Source organism: Pseudochrobactrum asaccharolyticum (assembly GCF_003314995.1).
GTDB lineage: Bacteria > Pseudomonadota > Alphaproteobacteria > Rhizobiales > Rhizobiaceae > Pseudochrobactrum > Pseudochrobactrum asaccharolyticum.
On record NZ_QNRH01000006.1, the window covers coordinates 39,758 to 54,809 of the forward strand.

13 protein-coding genes are annotated in these 15,052 nt (G+C 51.8%); 9 read left to right on the forward strand and 4 right to left on the reverse strand.

The window, feature by feature from the left end:
• The first annotated feature begins 7 nt into the window (after window positions 1–7).
• Both DFR47_RS15150 and DFR47_RS15155 read left to right on the forward strand, forming a co-directional pair.
• On the forward strand, window positions 8–259 hold the full coding sequence (locus DFR47_RS15150; RefSeq protein ID WP_374788403.1) for a DUF1674 domain-containing protein: 252 nt from the start codon (window positions 8–10) through the stop codon (window positions 257–259).
• Between the two features lie 33 nt (window positions 260–292).
• Window positions 293–733 carry a GNAT family N-acetyltransferase gene (locus tag DFR47_RS15155; protein ID WP_147245580.1) on the forward strand — a complete coding sequence of 147 codons (441 nt, stop codon included), beginning with the start codon at window positions 293–295 and terminating at the stop codon, window positions 731–733.
• Between the two features lie 19 nt (window positions 734–752).
• Here the strand turns inward: DFR47_RS15155 and DFR47_RS15160 are convergent, their stop codons facing one another.
• The 3 genes from DFR47_RS15160 to DFR47_RS15170 form a co-directional block, all read right to left on the reverse strand.
• Complete coding sequence (locus DFR47_RS15160) at window positions 753–1,199, reverse strand: GNAT family N-acetyltransferase (protein WP_245416585.1); 447 nt, start codon at window positions 1,197–1,199, stop codon at window positions 753–755.
• 150 nt (window positions 1,200–1,349) lie between these two features.
• The gene (gene acs, locus DFR47_RS15165) at window positions 1,350–3,305 is read right to left on the reverse strand and encodes an acetate--CoA ligase (protein ID WP_113945259.1); all 1,956 of its coding nucleotides are present in this window, start codon (window positions 3,303–3,305) and stop codon (window positions 1,350–1,352) included.
• A gap of 300 nt (window positions 3,306–3,605) precedes the next feature.
• Window positions 3,606–4,322 (reverse strand): YggS family pyridoxal phosphate-dependent enzyme, encoded by a 717-nt coding sequence (locus DFR47_RS15170; RefSeq protein ID WP_113945260.1) that lies wholly within the window; start codon window positions 4,320–4,322, stop codon window positions 3,606–3,608.
• Window positions 4,323–4,436: 114 nt separating this feature from the next.
• On the opposite strand from DFR47_RS15170, the gene leuS reads away from it, so the two are divergent.
• Together leuS and lptE are read left to right on the forward strand one after the other, a co-directional pair.
• Window positions 4,437–7,040, forward strand: coding sequence for a leucine--tRNA ligase (leuS, locus tag DFR47_RS15175; RefSeq protein WP_113945261.1), 2,604 nt, complete (start codon window positions 4,437–4,439; stop codon window positions 7,038–7,040).
• Window positions 7,027–7,608 carry an LPS assembly lipoprotein LptE gene (lptE, locus tag DFR47_RS15180; protein ID WP_113945262.1) on the forward strand — a complete coding sequence of 194 codons (582 nt, stop codon included), beginning with the start codon at window positions 7,027–7,029 and terminating at the stop codon, window positions 7,606–7,608. Before leuS ends, lptE begins: the two co-directional genes overlap by 14 nt.
• Before the next feature lie 297 nt (window positions 7,609–7,905).
• Here the strand turns inward: lptE and fsa are convergent, their stop codons facing one another.
• Window positions 7,906–8,559 (reverse strand): fructose-6-phosphate aldolase, encoded by a 654-nt coding sequence (fsa, locus tag DFR47_RS15185; protein ID WP_113945263.1) that lies wholly within the window; start codon window positions 8,557–8,559, stop codon window positions 7,906–7,908.
• 197 nt (window positions 8,560–8,756) lie between these two features.
• Here fsa and DFR47_RS15190 point away from each other — a divergent pair, with 197 nt between their 5' ends.
• The 5 genes from DFR47_RS15190 to DFR47_RS15210 all read left to right on the forward strand — a co-directional run bounded on the left by DFR47_RS15190 (window position 8,757) and on the right by DFR47_RS15210 (window position 15,050).
• The gene (locus tag DFR47_RS15190; protein ID WP_281011648.1) at window positions 8,757–10,946 is read left to right on the forward strand and encodes a primosomal protein N'; all 2,190 of its coding nucleotides are present in this window, start codon (window positions 8,757–8,759) and stop codon (window positions 10,944–10,946) included.
• 172 nt (window positions 10,947–11,118) lie between these two features.
• Window positions 11,119–11,508 (forward strand): AGROH133_08824 family phage infection protein, encoded by a 390-nt coding sequence (locus DFR47_RS15195; protein ID WP_113945264.1) that lies wholly within the window; start codon window positions 11,119–11,121, stop codon window positions 11,506–11,508.
• A 551-nt stretch (window positions 11,509–12,059) separates the two neighbouring features.
• Window positions 12,060–12,620, forward strand: coding sequence for a F0F1 ATP synthase subunit delta (locus DFR47_RS15200; protein WP_113945413.1), 561 nt, complete (start codon window positions 12,060–12,062; stop codon window positions 12,618–12,620).
• The gene (gene atpA / locus DFR47_RS15205; RefSeq protein ID WP_113945265.1) at window positions 12,620–14,149 is read left to right on the forward strand and encodes a F0F1 ATP synthase subunit alpha; all 1,530 of its coding nucleotides are present in this window, start codon (window positions 12,620–12,622) and stop codon (window positions 14,147–14,149) included. The genes DFR47_RS15200 and atpA overlap by 1 nt, the downstream gene beginning before the upstream one ends.
• 22 nt (window positions 14,150–14,171) lie before the next feature.
• Window positions 14,172–15,050, forward strand: coding sequence for a F0F1 ATP synthase subunit gamma (locus DFR47_RS15210; protein WP_113945266.1), 879 nt, complete (start codon window positions 14,172–14,174; stop codon window positions 15,048–15,050).
• The last annotated feature ends 2 nt before the right edge of the window (window positions 15,051–15,052 follow it).

Below are 15,052 nucleotides of genomic sequence, written 5' to 3' on the forward strand. Positions count from 1 at the left end.
GAAAACCATGAATAATGAAACAGCATCAGTGAATAGTAATGTGGTTTCATTGGCAGATTATCAGAAATCTGATGCTCCTGCACCGCGCAAAAAATTTGAAGACCTGCCGCCTGCTGCCCAACGCGCTTTGCTGGAAGCTGAAGCACGCCGTGAAGCTGAACAGCAAGCAGAGACTGCAAAAGAAATTGGTGGTCGCGGCGGCAAAGATCCGGCACGTTATGGTGATTGGGAAATCAAAGGCCGCACGATCGATTTTTGAGTGTTTGCGGTGACCGAAACAACGCAATCTTTGATGTTTCGTCTTGCTGTTCCTTCTGAACGACAGACATTGGAAGATTTGAAACGCCGTTCCTCGCTGACGCAGGAAGCGCATCGTGCATTTCTTCTTGCCCATCCGGAAGCGATTGATCTGAAAGAAGATTATATCACTGCACAGGCTGCATGGGTGGCTATGCGGGGCAGGGAGATTGCTGGGTTTATTGTGCTTTTAGATAAAAGTGCTGGCCTGTATGAAATAGAAGACCTGTTTGTTGAGCCGGAATTTATGGGTGCCGGTATCGGGCGTTTTCTTGTGACCGAGGCGATGCAGATTGCGGCGACAGCTGGTGCTGTATCTGTTGAGGCTGTTGCTTCTGCTGAAAGCCGCGGTTTTTATCTGCGCTGTGGATTTGCGGAACTGGAGAATATGCCGGTTGAATTCGGGACAGCTATTCGGATGAGCAAAAGCTGCTGAGACTGTACATATAAGTTTTTTATGATTCACGTGAAATGACGGGCATGCGGGCGTAATAAATATCCCATTCATCCTCGCCGGTTTTATGAAATCCGTGCCTCTCATAGAAACGGGCAGCATCGCTTTGCTGCAAAACACTGAGTGTGATGGTCTTTTGTGCCTGATCAGCCTGTGTCATCAGGCTTGAGAGAGCGAGACTGCCTAAGCCATGCCCCTGAAATTGTGGTGCAATGTAAAAATGCTCGAGAAGCCAGTCATCCTCGTGCGGGCCAAGCGCCACGCAACCGGCCAGCTGATCTTTCACGGTAATTAAACGGGTATGTTGCGGGCGAAAACTGTTTTGAAACCGCTCTAATTCTTTGTTTTTACGCGCATCTTGTTCCGAAAACCGCTTCACACTTTTCGGGATGCGCTCCAATGCTCGTTGCGGATCAAAGCGACCGATGCGTTCCAGATTTTCGCGCATTGTCAGAATCCGTAAAGCAAACAGTCTGTCAAAATCGCTTTGATGTGCTTGGCTGAAATGAAAATGCATAGTGCGGTTCCGATAGATGAATGATGGCTGAGCTCATCGTTCTATATAAAAAAAGGCCGGTTATACCGGCCTTTTCTATACTTACTTGCGATTTTGACGATGTTCGATCAGATCATCAACCACGGCCGGATCGGCCAGTGTTGATGTATCGCCGAGTGCGCCGAAATCATCTTCCGCAATCTTGCGCAAGATACGGCGCATGATCTTGCCGGAACGCGTCTTTGGCAGACCCGGTGCAAACTGGATCATATCCGGTGTTGCAATCGGTCCGATCTCCGTGCGCACATGTTTGGTCAGTTCTTTGCGCAGCGCATCTTCATCATGGTCTTCCTCGCCGGTCATCAGCGTGACATAGCAATAGATGCCCTGACCTTTGATCGGGTGCGGATAACCAACAACAGCGGCTTCTGACACGGAGTGGTGTGAAACCAGAGCCGATTCAATTTCAGCAGTACCGAGGCGGTGACCGGAAATATTCAGCACGTCATCAACGCGGCCGGTAATCCAGTAATAACCGTCTTCATCACGGCGGCAGCCGTCACCGGTGAAATATTTGCCCTTATAGGTGGTGAAATAAGCCTCGATAAAGCGGCGGTGATCACCATAGAGCGTACGCATCTGACCCGGCCATGAGTCGGTGATGCAGAGATTACCATCTGCGGCACCATCAAGCACGACACCTTCCGCATCAACCAGCTGTGGCTTGATACCGAAGAACGGACGGGTAGCCGAACCCGGCTTCAGATCGGTTGCACCCGGCAGTGGTGTAATAAGAATGCCACCGGTTTCAGTCTGCCACCATGTATCAACAATCGGGCAGGCCTGATCGCCGACTACATTATAATACCATTCCCACGCTTCCGGATTGATCGGCTCACCGACCGAACCGAGCAGGCGCAGCGATTTGCGCGAGTTGCGGGTCACGAAATCATCGCCGGCACCCATCAGTGCGCGGATCGCAGTTGGCGCGGTATAGAAAATATTGACCTGATGCTTGTCGACCACTTCCCAGAAACGTCCCTGATCAGGGAAGTTCGGCACACCTTCAAACATCAGTGTGGTCGCACCATTGGCGAGCGGGCCATAGACGATATAGGAATGACCGGTGACCCAGCCCACATCCGCCGTACACCAGTAAATATCGCCTTCGTGATAGTCGAAGACATATTGATGCGTCATCGAGGCATAAACAAGATAACCGCCGGTGGTATGCAGCACGCCTTTCGGCTTGCCGGTGGAGCCGGACGTATAAAGAATGAAGAGCGGGTCTTCAGCCTTCATTGGCTCCGGTTCGCAGACTGCATCGACGCTTGCAACTTCCTGATGGTACCAAAGATCGCGACCGCGGCCCCAATGGATTTTACCGCCGGTACGGCGCACAACCAGCACTTTGTTGACGAATACATATTGCTTGGCGGCAATATCAATCGCGGTATCGGTATTCTCTTTCAGCGGAATTGGTTTGCCGCCGCGGATACCTTCATCCGAAGTGATGACGAATGTGGATTCACAGTCAACGATACGGCCAGCCAGTGCTTCCGGCGAGAAGCCTGCAAAGACGATCGAATGGACGGCGCCGATGCGCGCACAAGCCAGCATGGCATAGGCGGCTTCCGGAATCATCGGCAGATAAATGGTAACGCGGTCACCTTTGCGGACGCCGTGTTTTTTCATCACATTGGCGAGACGGCAGACATTTTCATGCAGCTCGCGATAGGAGATTTTCTTGTCGATATAAGGGTTGTCACCTTCCCAGATAATCGCGGTCTGATCGCCGCGCTTTTCAAGGTGACGGTCAATACAGTTGTAAGAGACGTTGGTAACACCGTCTTCATACCAGCGGATGGAGACATTATCCTCAAAAGAGGTGTCTTTTACCTTGGTGTAAGGGGTAAACCAGTCAATGCGTTTACCGTGCTTGCCCCAGAAGGCTTCAGGGTCGCTGATACTTTCATTATACCATGAAAGATAGGTTTCATTGTCGATCAGCGCGCGCGCCTTCGCCTCCGGTAAAACCGGATAATTCTTGTCGGACATAGTTCCTCCTCGCACCGACGGCCCTCCTTGCCGGTACCTCGTATCAAAAGCCGCATCATTGTTAATGGCTGCGGTTCACATGTAAATCAGGCAAAAGTCTGATGCCGCTCGTGGCTGCAATTCAGAAATAAGCTGACCCGTCTCCCGTATTGACATACGGCAGATTATCTCCGGCATAAATGTCTGAGATTACGCCGGAGTTTATAATTGTTATGCAGTGACGCAAGACAAATATTTGCGACATGTTGGTTTTGCGCGAGAATAAAGTGCACAACCCCGTAGGATAATATACCTGTTTTGTCAGGCCTGTGTCAGCGCTTGTGTTAATGGGGGGCGGCTGCCGAAAATTGCCGAGCCGACACGCACTTGGGTAGCGCCAAAAGAAATAGCAGTTTCAAAATCGCCGGACATGCCCATCGAGAGTTCTTTTACACCGGCTTCATTCGCCAGTTTGCGTAGCAATGCAAAATGTGGTCCCGGATTTTCATCCACCGGCGGAATGCACATCAGGCCGGCAATCTCGAGATCATGAACATCACGGCAGCGGGCAACAAAGGCAACGGCGTCCAGCGGATCAATACCGGCCTTTTGCTCTTCACTGCCGGTATTAACCTGCACAAAGAGTTTCAGCTTGCGGTTTTGTTTTTTTGTCTCGGCAGCAATCGTGGCAGCGATTTTCTCGCGGTCAACGGTCTGGATCACATCGAACAAAGCCACGGCTTCCGCTGTCTTGTTGGATTGCAGCGGGCCGATCAGATGCAGCTCAATGCCGGAGAATTTCTCACGCAATTCAGGCCATTTGCCTTCTGCTTCCTGCACACGGTTTTCACCGAAAATCCGCTGACCGGCTTCCAGTGCCGGTGTAATTTCATCAGCATTAAAGGTTTTGGAAACAGCTACCAGCTGTACCGAGTCTGTTGCCCGTTGCGCTTCCTGTTCACTTTGCGCAATGGCATTGCGAACGGTTTTGAGGTTGTCCTCAATGGTGCTGGCGGGGCTGCTGACGGGTACATTCATGGTATAAAACTCCTTTTTCTGCCGCTTCACTATGGGATAAGGTTGACGCTTTGCCCAATCCATGATGAAGGTCTCACACCATATTCCATTCTCTTTGCATGAGTAAATACAGCCATGGCATCTGAACGATATAATCCGCGCGTAAGCGAAGCCCATTGGCAGAAGATCTGGGACGAAAACAAGATCTTCGAAACGTCCAATGATGATCCACGCGAAAAATATTACGTGCTGGAAATGTTTCCTTATCCATCTGGCCGCATTCACATCGGTCATGTGCGTAACTATGCAATGGGTGACGTGATTGCCCGTTACAAGCGCGCACGCGGTTTTAACGTTCTGCATCCGATGGGCTGGGATGCTTTCGGTATGCCTGCAGAAAATGCGGCGATGCAGAATAAGGTTCACCCGAAAGAATGGACCTATCAGAATATCGCAACCATGAAAGGTCAGCTCAAAACTATGGGGCTGTCACTGGACTGGTCACGTGAATTTGCGACCTGTGACGTGGATTATTACCACCGTCAGCAGATGCTGTTCCTTGATATGTTTGAAAAAGGTCTGGTGACCCGTAAGACATCCAAGGTCAACTGGGATCCGGTCGATAATACTGTTCTGGCCAATGAGCAGGTTGTGGACGGTCGCGGCTGGCGCTCCGGTGCGCTGGTTGAACAGCGTGAACTGACCCAGTGGTTCTTTAAGATTACCGATTTCAGCGATGATCTGCTGGCCGGTCTGGATACGCTTGACCAGTGGCCGGACAAAGTGCGTCTGATGCAGAAAAACTGGATCGGTAAATCGGAAGGTTTGCAGCTGCGTTTTGCACTGGCTGAACGGGAAGGCGAGATCGAAGTTTATACCACCCGTCCGGATACGCTGTTTGGCGCATCTTTTGTGGCGATTGCTGCCGATCATCCGCTGGCAAGACAGCTGGCTGAGAGCAATGAAGGTCTGGCGGCTTTTGCTGCTGAGTGCCGTCAGCATGGTACATCCGTCGCAACACTCGAAACCATTGAGAAAAAAGGTTTCGATACGGGCTTACGCGTACAGCATCCGTTTGATCCGTCCTGGACATTGCCGGTCTATGTCGCCAATTTCGTTCTGATGGAATATGGTACAGGCGCGGTATTCGGTTGTCCTGCGCATGATCAGCGCGATCTGGATTTCGCGAATAAATACAAGCTGACAGTTACACCGGTGGTGCTGCCAAACGGTGCGGATGCAGCTAGCTTTGCAATTACTGATACGGCCTATAGCGACGAAGGCACGCTGTTTAATTCGCGTTTCCTCGATGGTATGACACCGGAAGCTGCTTTTAATGAAGTGGCAGATCGTCTGGAAAAGACCGATCTCTATGGTAAGCCGCAGGCATTCCGTAAGACACAATATCGTCTGCGCGACTGGGGCATTTCCCGTCAGCGTTACTGGGGCTGCCCGATTCCGATGATTCATTGCGAATCTTGCGGAACTGTTCCTGTGCCGCGCAATGATTTGCCGGTTCAGCTGCCGGATGATGTGGAGTTTGACCGTCCGGGCAATCCGCTCGACCGTCATGACGGCTGGCGCCATGTTAACTGCCCGAAATGCGGTGGCAAAGCCCGCCGCGAAACCGATACGATGGATACATTCGTGGATTCATCATGGTATTTCGCACGCTTTACTGCACCATGGGAAAATGAACCGACAGATATTAAAGCCGTTGATGAATGGCTGCCGGTTGATCAGTATATCGGTGGTGTGGAACATGCGATCCTGCATCTGCTTTATTCGCGCTTCTTTACCCGCGCGATGAAGGTTGCCGGTCACCTGAAGGTGGAAGAGCCGTTTAAGGGGCTGTTCACACAGGGCATGGTGGTACACGAGACCTATAAACATAATGGTCAGTGGGTATCGCCGCTGGAAATCCGTATTGAAGACAAGAACGGTGTGCGTTCGGCAACCATGCTGGATTCCGGTGAAACGGTAGAAATTGGCTCGATTGAAAAAATGTCGAAGTCTAAGAAAAATGTTGTCGATCCGGATGATATTATTGCGTCTTACGGTGCAGATACTGCGCGCTGGTTCACTTTGTCGGACAGCCCGCCGGAGCGTGATATTGTCTGGACAGAAGCCGGTGCCGAAGGTGCGCATCGCTTTGTGCAGCGCGTCTGGCGTTTGATCTCTGAAGCCGGTGAAAATCTGAAGGGTGTTGCCCCTAAAGCGGCTCATGAAGGTGATGCCGCACAGATTTCCAAAGCTGCCCATAAGACAGTAAAAGCTGTTGGTGATGATATCGAGAAAATCGTCTTCAACCGTGCGATTGCCCGTCTTTATGAGCTGCTCAATGTGCTGGGCGCACCTTTGCAGGCAATTGCTGCCGGTACAGCCGATGATGTGACCAAAGCTGCAACCCGTGAAGCAACAGATATGTTCATTGCAATGATTGCACCGATGATGCCGCATCTGGCTGAACAGTGTAATGCTGCAATTGGCGGTGAGGGACTGGTTTCCACACGCAGCTGGCCTGTTGTCGATGAAGCCTTGCTGGTTGAAAATGACATTACCTTGCCGGTGCAGATCAATGGTAAAAAGCGCGGTGACATTACAATTGCGCGTGATGCAGATCAGGCAACAGTGCAGACGGCAGTTTTGGCACTTGACTTTGTGCAGGCTGCATTGAACGGTAATGCACCGAAAAAGCTCGTTGTTGTACCGCAGAGGATTGTGAATGTCGTTGTCTGATCGCTCAATTAAAGACAAATCTCCGATCCGCAAAAAGCGGCTGGCAATACTGACAGGACTCGTCCTGTCAGCCTTTGTGGCTGGCTGTACAGTACAGCCGCTTTATTCGTCAGGTGGCAGCACCAGCGTTGGCGGTGTGCCTTCGAGCGTCAAGACCAAACTGGCTTCCGTTAAAGTGGATGACGTGGATTCCATTCCTGCTCAGGCGGTGCGTAATCGCCTGATCTTCGGCCTGTCGGGCGGAGCAGGGGAGCCGTCACAGCCGATGTATCATCTGGCGCTTGGTTTCTCCACATCGACAGAATCTGCTGTTGAGGTGGATGTCGGTGATAAGACGGAAGGTCGTGCCTCTGCCGGTACGGTTCGCATGATCTCGAATTACGCTCTGCGTGACCGCGATGGTAAGGTCGTGGCAACAGGTCGTCGTCAGGTTAGTGCATCCTATGACCGTCCGCGTCAGGAATTTGCAAACCTGCGTGCCCATCGCGATGCTCAGCAGCGTGCGGCGGAAGAGTTGGCGCAGTATCTGGTACTTTCGCTAGCTCAGGATATGCAGAAACTTCCATAAAAAACGCCTGATCGGCCTGCAAATGGCAATTTTCTGCGCTCCGGTGCTCACGTACTATAAGTACGCTCCGCTCCGTTTCTCGAAAATCACCATTTTCGTCACGATCATCCGCTTTTTAAAGCATTTCCAGCAAAAGTGCGAAGCGGTTTTACGTGGGATAATGCGTAAAAACAAAGAATTAGAGCGGCTTCACGATCCAATGAAAACCGGAACCGCTCTAAGACATTGCGACATTGTTTTGAATATTAAAAAGCCCGCTGAAAAGCGGGCTTTTTTATTTATGCGATGACTGCCTGATTAAGCAATCGACTGACCGGTTTTTGCCCAGTCTGCCAGAAATGCTTCAAGACCCTTGTCTGTCAGCGGATGCTTGACGAGAGCTTTCAGCGTGGCTGGTGGTGCAGTGATAACGTCAGCGCCGATCAGTGCAGCTTCTTTAACGTGATTAACAGTACGTACCGAAGCAGCCAGAATCTGGGTTTCAAACGCGAAGTTATCGAAAATGGTGCGGATTTCACCAATCAGATCCATACCGTTCAGGCCGATATCATCGAGACGGCCGATGAATGGTGATACATAAGTTGCACCGGCTTTTGCAGCCAGCAGTGCCTGATTGGCGGAGAAGCACAGGGTCACATTGGTCTCATGGCCATCGGAAGTCAGTGCTTTACAGGCTTTCAGACCATCCAGTGTCAGTGGCAGCTTGATGCAGATATTGTCGGCGATTTTCGCCAGAACAGCTGCTTCTTTCATCATGCCGGCATAGTCAGTTGCTGTAACTTCTGCAGAAACAGGACCTTTGACGATCGAGCAAATTTCTTTCGTCACTTCAAGAATGTTGCCACCGGACTTCAGGATCAACGATGGATTGGTGGTAACGCCGTCAACCAGTCCCAGATCATTGAGTTCACGGATGTCTTTAACATCGGCGGTATCCACAAAGAATTTCATTTCAGCTTATCCTCCGTAATGGGTTTGCTGTACAGACGGGATTATACCCGACAAAGATAGGTCTGTTTACCGTATATTTCTATAAATCGGAACTGTCTTTGATAAATAAGCATGTGCACAGCAATAATTGAATTCGCAGGCCGTTTGCGCTTAAGTGCGCCTGCTCCTCAAATACCGGAAATGATCAGGATACTCTTTTGAACGGGAAAACAGAGATAAAGACGCGCCGTGTTGTTCCGGTTCTCGTACCGATGCCAGCGGAGCGTCCCTACAGCTATCTGGTTCCTGATGATATGGACGTTCAGGCTGGTTCAATTGTGCGCGTGCCACTGGGGCCGCGTGAGGTTGCCGGTATTGTCACCGACGATGCCAGCGATCAGGTTGATCCTAAAAAGCTGAAATCTATCCTGCATGTGTTTGACTGCCCGCTTATAAGCCGCGATATGCTGCGCTTTATCCGCTGGACGGCTGATTATACGCTGTCGCCTCCGGGTATGGTGGCGCGCATGGTGTTGCGTGCACCAGCTGCTTTTGATCCCGAGCCTTTTATTCCGGGCTTGCGCTATATCGGCGGCAAGGTCGAACGACTGACTGCCGCGCGTGAGAAAGTGCTGGAGGTTGCCAATAATGGTCTGAGTTGGACCAAGTCCGGCCTTGCCCATGCGGCAGGGGTTTCCGGCAGTGTGGTTGAAGGGCTTAAAGCGCAGGGACTGTTCGAAGAGGTGATGATCCCGCCGCCGCCGGTGGTCGGTGAACCTGATCCGTTTTACGGGCAGGCGGATCTGTCTGAAGATCAGCAGGCCGCAGCACAATGTCTGGTCGAGGCGGTAGAAGAAGATGCCTATTCGGTCTCGCTGCTGCATGGTGTAACCGGCTCCGGTAAGACAGAAGTCTATTTTGAAGCGGTGGCGCGTGCGGTTGAGCTGGGCAAACAGGTTTTGATCCTGCTGCCGGAAATTGCGCTGACCCAACAATTTCTCGATCGTTTTGAAAGCCGCTTTGGTACACGTCCGGCGGAGTGGCATTCCGATCTGGCACCACGCCAAAGAGAGCGTGTCTGGCGACAGATTGCAGAAGGCACAGTCAAGGTTGTTGCGGGTGCACGCTCCGCATTGTTTTTGCCCTTTGCCAATCCGGGGCTGATCATTGTCGATGAAGAGCATGACCCTGCCTATAAGCAGGAAGACCGCGTCTTTTATAATGCGCGTGATATGGCAGTGGTGCGCGGCTCTATCGGCAAATTTGCGGTTATTTTGGCATCTGCCACGCCGTCCATTGAGAGTCTGGTCAATGCTAATCAGGGGCGTTACCGCTATGTGCCGTTGCAGGGGCGTTATGCCGATGCAGCTTTGCCGGATTTGAAGCCCCTTGATATGCGCCGTTCGCCGCCTGTGGCAGGGCGGTTTTTGTCGCCTGCTTTAACAGAGGCCGTCGGGCAGGTTTTGCAACGTAAAGAACAGGCTTTGCTGTTTCTCAACCGTCGTGGCTATGCGCCACTAACTTTGTGCCGTGTCTGCGGGCATCGTTTTCAATGTCCGGACTGTTCAAGCTGGCTGGTTGAGCACCGTTTCCGTGGCCAGTTGATGTGCCATCAATGCGGTTATCACGAGAAAAGTCCGGATGCCTGCCCGTCCTGTGGCGCACTGGATCATCTGGTGGCTTGCGGGCCGGGCGTAGAGCGTATTGCGGAAGAAGCAGCGGCAACTTTTCCGGATGCACGTATTATCGTCCTGTCGTCTGATATGGCTGGTGGCGTGACGCGCTTGCGCATGGAGATGGAGGCGATTGCCAAAGGGGAGGCCGATATTGTGATTGGTACGCAGCTGGTCGCCAAAGGGCATAACTTCCCGCTGATTACGCTTGTCGGGGTGATTGATGCTGATCTCGGCCTTGCCAATGGTGATCCGCGTGCCGCTGAGCGCACATTCCAGCTGCTCAATCAGGTGACAGGCCGCGCAGGACGCACGGGGCGTAAAAGTGTCGGTTTGATTCAGACCTATCAGCCGGATCATCCGGTACTGAAAGCCATTATCGCCGGTGATGCGCAGGCTTTCTATGAGCGTGAAATTGACGAGCGCCAGCGCGGAATGCTGCCGCCATTCGGACGACTGGCAGCGCTGATTATCTCAGCCGACAGCAGGGCAGAGGCAGAGAGCCATGCACGTGCATTGCGGCGTGCAGCGCCGAGAGACGGTGATATTGAAGTGCTTGGGCCCGCGGAAGCGCCATTGGCGGTGATTCGCGGCAGACATCGTTTCCGCTTGCTAGTGCAGGGCTCAAAGCGTTCGGATATCCAGTCCTATCTGCGGGCTTTGCTGCAGGCTGCGCCTAAAGCACGCGGCTCCTTACGTGTTCAGGTTGATATCGACCCGCAAAGCTTTCTGTAATCGCAGTTTTATGATTGGCTAAAGGAATGGTTCTGTTGTTGTAAGCGGCTCCGGTGCGTGTTGTCGCAGATAATTTTGCTTTTCATGGTTGCAACTCAGGAATATAGCTCATTCAATGTGTTATGTCTGATGATATTCAAAAACGCATATCCGCAATTTAAAGAGGTGCAGCGTGGCATTTTATCTACCTACAAGTCAGGGCGAATGGCTGGCATGGTCTGTGGCTGTTATTACCTTGCTTTTCGGGCTTTTGCTGATGTTTGCACCGGGGATTTCGCTGAAAATCCTGCGTCTGAGTGCGCCTGATCTTCGCCCGCATGCCTTGTCATCTGTGCGGGCAACAATGGCTGGTCCCTATATCGGGCTTGGTGTTGCATGCCTGCTGTTTGCGCAGCCGTTTTTGTGGATGGCGCTGGGCTGTGTCTGGGGCTTTGTGCTTTTCGGCCGTTTGATTTCGATGATGTCGGATAAAACCAACAGTTTTTATAACTGGATTGCAGCCCTGATTGAGTTGATGCTGGCTGCGGGTCCGCTGCTTTTTGCGTTTGGTTTTGTCGCCTGACTTTTGTTGCCGGTCAGGATTTCGCAGAATCTGTCAGCGGGCGCTGTAATATTTATGCTCCCTGACAGTCTGTGGGAATCAGTTGTGACTGAATTATCTTCTTCGATAAAAATCTGAGTTATGAGCATAATTTTGCCGGAATTCGGCAAATGGTTAGCGAAATGCCTGTTTGCGTCATCCGGCACCTTCATGACAAGAATATTGCCGGATTATTTAATCTAACATATTGTTATAACTTGATATTTTTACATATTCTTATTTTTGTCAGGTTGACGTTCCCGTCAGCTTTGTCGCACTTTCTCCGTGAGAAGCATCAAAATAGCACTGTAAAGCGCATGAAACGGCGGGATTCGCGTGTTGCGAGTCCTGATTGTCTATGCTAGACGGCTTTCGAATTTCAATGCAGTCAGGCGGGCCGTCCGCAGGGCACAGATGGCGGTGCAAATCGGCACTTCATCGGGGGGTATTGAAAAACATCAATAAAATCGCTGTTTTTTGCACGGATAAACTGTGCGGTCAAAACAGGGTTTCAACCAAGAGAGTTGGGTTTCGTGACAGGATCGTCTTCGCTCATTTCCGGTGTTGCTCAGCGCTATGCTGGATCTCTGTTTGATCTGGCGCTTGAGGCTAAATCCGTTGCTCAGGTGGAGAAAGATCTTGGCCGTATTGAGGCTATGATCAATGAGAGCGAAGATCTTCGCCGCCTGATCAATAGCCCGGTCTTCTCCACTGAAGATCAGCTCCAGGCAATTTCCGCAGTGGCTGACAAAGCCGGTATTTCCGGTCTGGTCGGCAATTTTCTGCGCGTTGTAGCCGGTAACCGCCGGCTGTTCGTACTGCCAGGTATGATCAAAGCATTTTATCTGATCGCCGCTGAAAGCCGCGGTGAAGTTGCAGCTGATGTAACTTCCGTGCGTGAGCTGACGCAGGCGCAGCAAACTGAATTGAAGGCGACGCTGAAGAGTGTGGCCGGCAAGGACGTGACAATCAATGTCACTGTCGATCCGTCGATTCTTGGCGGTCTCATTGTGAAGCTGGGATCGCGTCAGATTGACACTTCCCTTCGCACTAAACTTTCTTCTCTTAAGCTTGCACTGAAAGAGGTCGGCTGATGGACATCCGCGCTGCGGAAATTTCCGCAATTCTGAAAGAGCAAATCAAGAATTTTGGCCAGGAGGCAGAAGTCTCCGAAGTTGGTCAGGTTCTTTCCGTTGGTGACGGTATCGCCCGTGTATACGGTCTGGACAATGTTCAGGCCGGTGAAATGGTCGAATTTCCGGGTGGCATCCGCGGTATGGCGCTCAACCTTGAAAGCGACAACGTTGGTGTTGTTATTTTCGGTTCTGACCGTGACATTAAAGAAGGCGACACCGTTAAACGGACCGGCGCCATCGTTGACGTTCCAGTCGGTCCTGGCCTGCTCGGCCGCGTGGTTGATGCTCTTGGTAACCCGATCGACGGCAAAGGCCCGATCGTTGGTGTAGAGCGTCGCCGTGTAGACGTTAAAGCTCCTGGTATCATTCCGCGTAAATCGGTTCACGAACCGATGTCGACAGGTCTGAAATCCATTGATGCTCTTATCCCTGTTGGTCGTGGTCAGCGCGAGCTGGTCATCGGTGACCGTCAGACAGGTAAGACCGCAATCATTCTCGATACCTTCCTTAACCAGAAGCCTATCCACGATAACGGTCCTGACAAAGATAAGCTGTATTGCATTTACGTTGCTATCGGTCAGAAGCGTTCGACTGTTGCTCAGTTCGTTAAAGTGCTCGAAGAGCGCGGCGCTCTGGAATATTCGGTTGTTATTGCTGCAACCGCTTCCGATGCTGCTCCTCTGCAGTATCTGGCTCCGTTCACAGGCTGTGCAATCGGTGAATATTTCCGCGATAACGGCCAGCACGCTCTGATCGGTTATGATGACCTTTCCAAGCAGGCTGTTGCTTATCGTCAGATGTCCCTGCTGCTGCGTCGTCCTCCGGGCCGTGAAGCGTACCCAGGTGACGTATTCTATCTTCACTCCCGTCTTCTCGAGCGTTCGGCTAAGCTGAATGACGAACTCGGTGCAGGTTCTTTGACCGCTCTGCCGGTTATTGAAACTCAGGGTGGTGACGTTTCCGCGTTTATTCCGACCAACGTGATTTCGATTACAGACGGTCAGATCTTCCTTGAAACCAACCTTTTCCACCAGGGTATTCGTCCTGCTGTTAACGTTGGTCTGTCGGTTTCCCGCGTTGGTTCTGCCGCTCAGATTAAAGCGATGAAACAGGTTGCCGGTTCGATTAAGGGTGAGCTCGCTCAGTATCGTGAAATGGCTGCGTTTGCGCAGTTCGGTTCCGATCTGGATGCTGCAACCCAGCGTCTACTCAACCGCGGTGCACGTTTGACTGAACTGCTCAAGCAGCCACAGTTCTCGCCGCTGAAGACCGAAGAGCAGGTTGCTGTGATCTTCGCCGGTGTTAACGGTTACCTCGATAAGCTGGCTGTTAATCAGGTCGGTAAATTTGAAGCCGGTCTTCTGGCATCGCTGCGCAACGAGCACAAAGATGTGCTGGATGCGATCCGCGATCAGAAGGCAATCAGCGACGAAATCAAGGGCAAACTCAAGGCAGCTATCGACGCTTTCGCCAAGAACTTTGCTTGATTAACTCTGACGGGATGAACGGATGCCTTCACTAAAGGATCTGAGAAACCGTATCGCCTCGGTTAAGGCGACGCAGAAAATTACCAAGGCGATGCAAATGGTCGCCGCGGCAAAACTGCGTCGTGCCCAGGAAGCAGCCGAAGCGGCACGGCCGTATTCTCAGCGGATGAGTGCAGTTCTGGCCAATATTGCCCAGAATGTAAGCGGTGATGATGCACCGAAACTGATGGCGGGTACCGGTAAAGACGATGTGCATTTGCTCATCGTCGCAACCGCGGAACGTGGTCTGTGCGGTGGTTTCAACTCGCAGATCGCACGTCTCGCCCGTGAACATGCCCGCCAGTTGCTGGCACAGGGTAAGACAGTAAAAATCATTACTGTCGGTAAAAAAGGTGCGGATATTCTGCGTCGCGACTTTGGTGGACAGATCATTGATCATGTCGACCTGCGTGAAGTGAAGCAGATTGGTTTCACCAATGCCGACCAGATCGGTCGCAAACTGATCGCGCTTTTCAACAAAGGCGAGTTCGACGTTGCGACACTGTTCTACTCGCAGTTCAAGTCGGTGATCAATCAGGTTCCGACAGCTCAGCAGCTTATTCCGGCTTCAGCCGGTGATGCTGGGGAAGCGGTTTCTGCAGGTGGTGCGATCTACGAATATGAGCCGGATGCGGCTGCTATTCTCGATGATCTTCTGCCGCGCAACATTTCTGTCCAGATTTTCAGCGCTTTGCTTGAAAATGTGGCCGGTGAAATGGGCGCAAAGATGAGCGCGATGGATAACGCAACGCGTAACGCTGGTGACATGATCAACAAGCTGTCGATCACATATAACCGTCAGCGTCAGGCTCAGATCACCACAGAACTGATTGAAATTATTGCGGGCGCGGAAGCGCTCTAATC

Coding starts and splice junctions, on each gene's coding strand:
- DFR47_RS15150 (WP_374788403.1), top strand. CDS start 8: ATGAATAATGAAACAGCATCAGTGAATAGTAATGTGGTTTCATTGGCA.
- DFR47_RS15160 (WP_245416585.1), bottom strand. CDS start 1,199: ATGCGCGAAAATCTGGAACGCATCGGTCGCTTTGATCCGCAACGAGCA.
- DFR47_RS15210 (WP_113945266.1), top strand. CDS start 14,172: ATGCCTTCACTAAAGGATCTGAGAAACCGTATCGCCTCGGTTAAGGCG.
- atpA (WP_113945265.1), top strand. CDS start 12,620: ATGGACATCCGCGCTGCGGAAATTTCCGCAATTCTGAAAGAGCAAATC.
- lptE (WP_113945262.1), top strand. CDS start 7,027: ATGTCGTTGTCTGATCGCTCAATTAAAGACAAATCTCCGATCCGCAAA.
- DFR47_RS15170 (WP_113945260.1), bottom strand. CDS start 4,322: ATGAATGTACCCGTCAGCAGCCCCGCCAGCACCATTGAGGACAACCTC.
- fsa (WP_113945263.1), bottom strand. CDS start 8,559: ATGAAATTCTTTGTGGATACCGCCGATGTTAAAGACATCCGTGAACTC.
- leuS (WP_113945261.1), top strand. CDS start 4,437: ATGGCATCTGAACGATATAATCCGCGCGTAAGCGAAGCCCATTGGCAG.
- acs (WP_113945259.1), bottom strand. CDS start 3,305: ATGTCCGACAAGAATTATCCGGTTTTACCGGAGGCGAAGGCGCGCGCG.
- DFR47_RS15155 (WP_147245580.1), top strand. CDS start 293: ATGTTTCGTCTTGCTGTTCCTTCTGAACGACAGACATTGGAAGATTTG.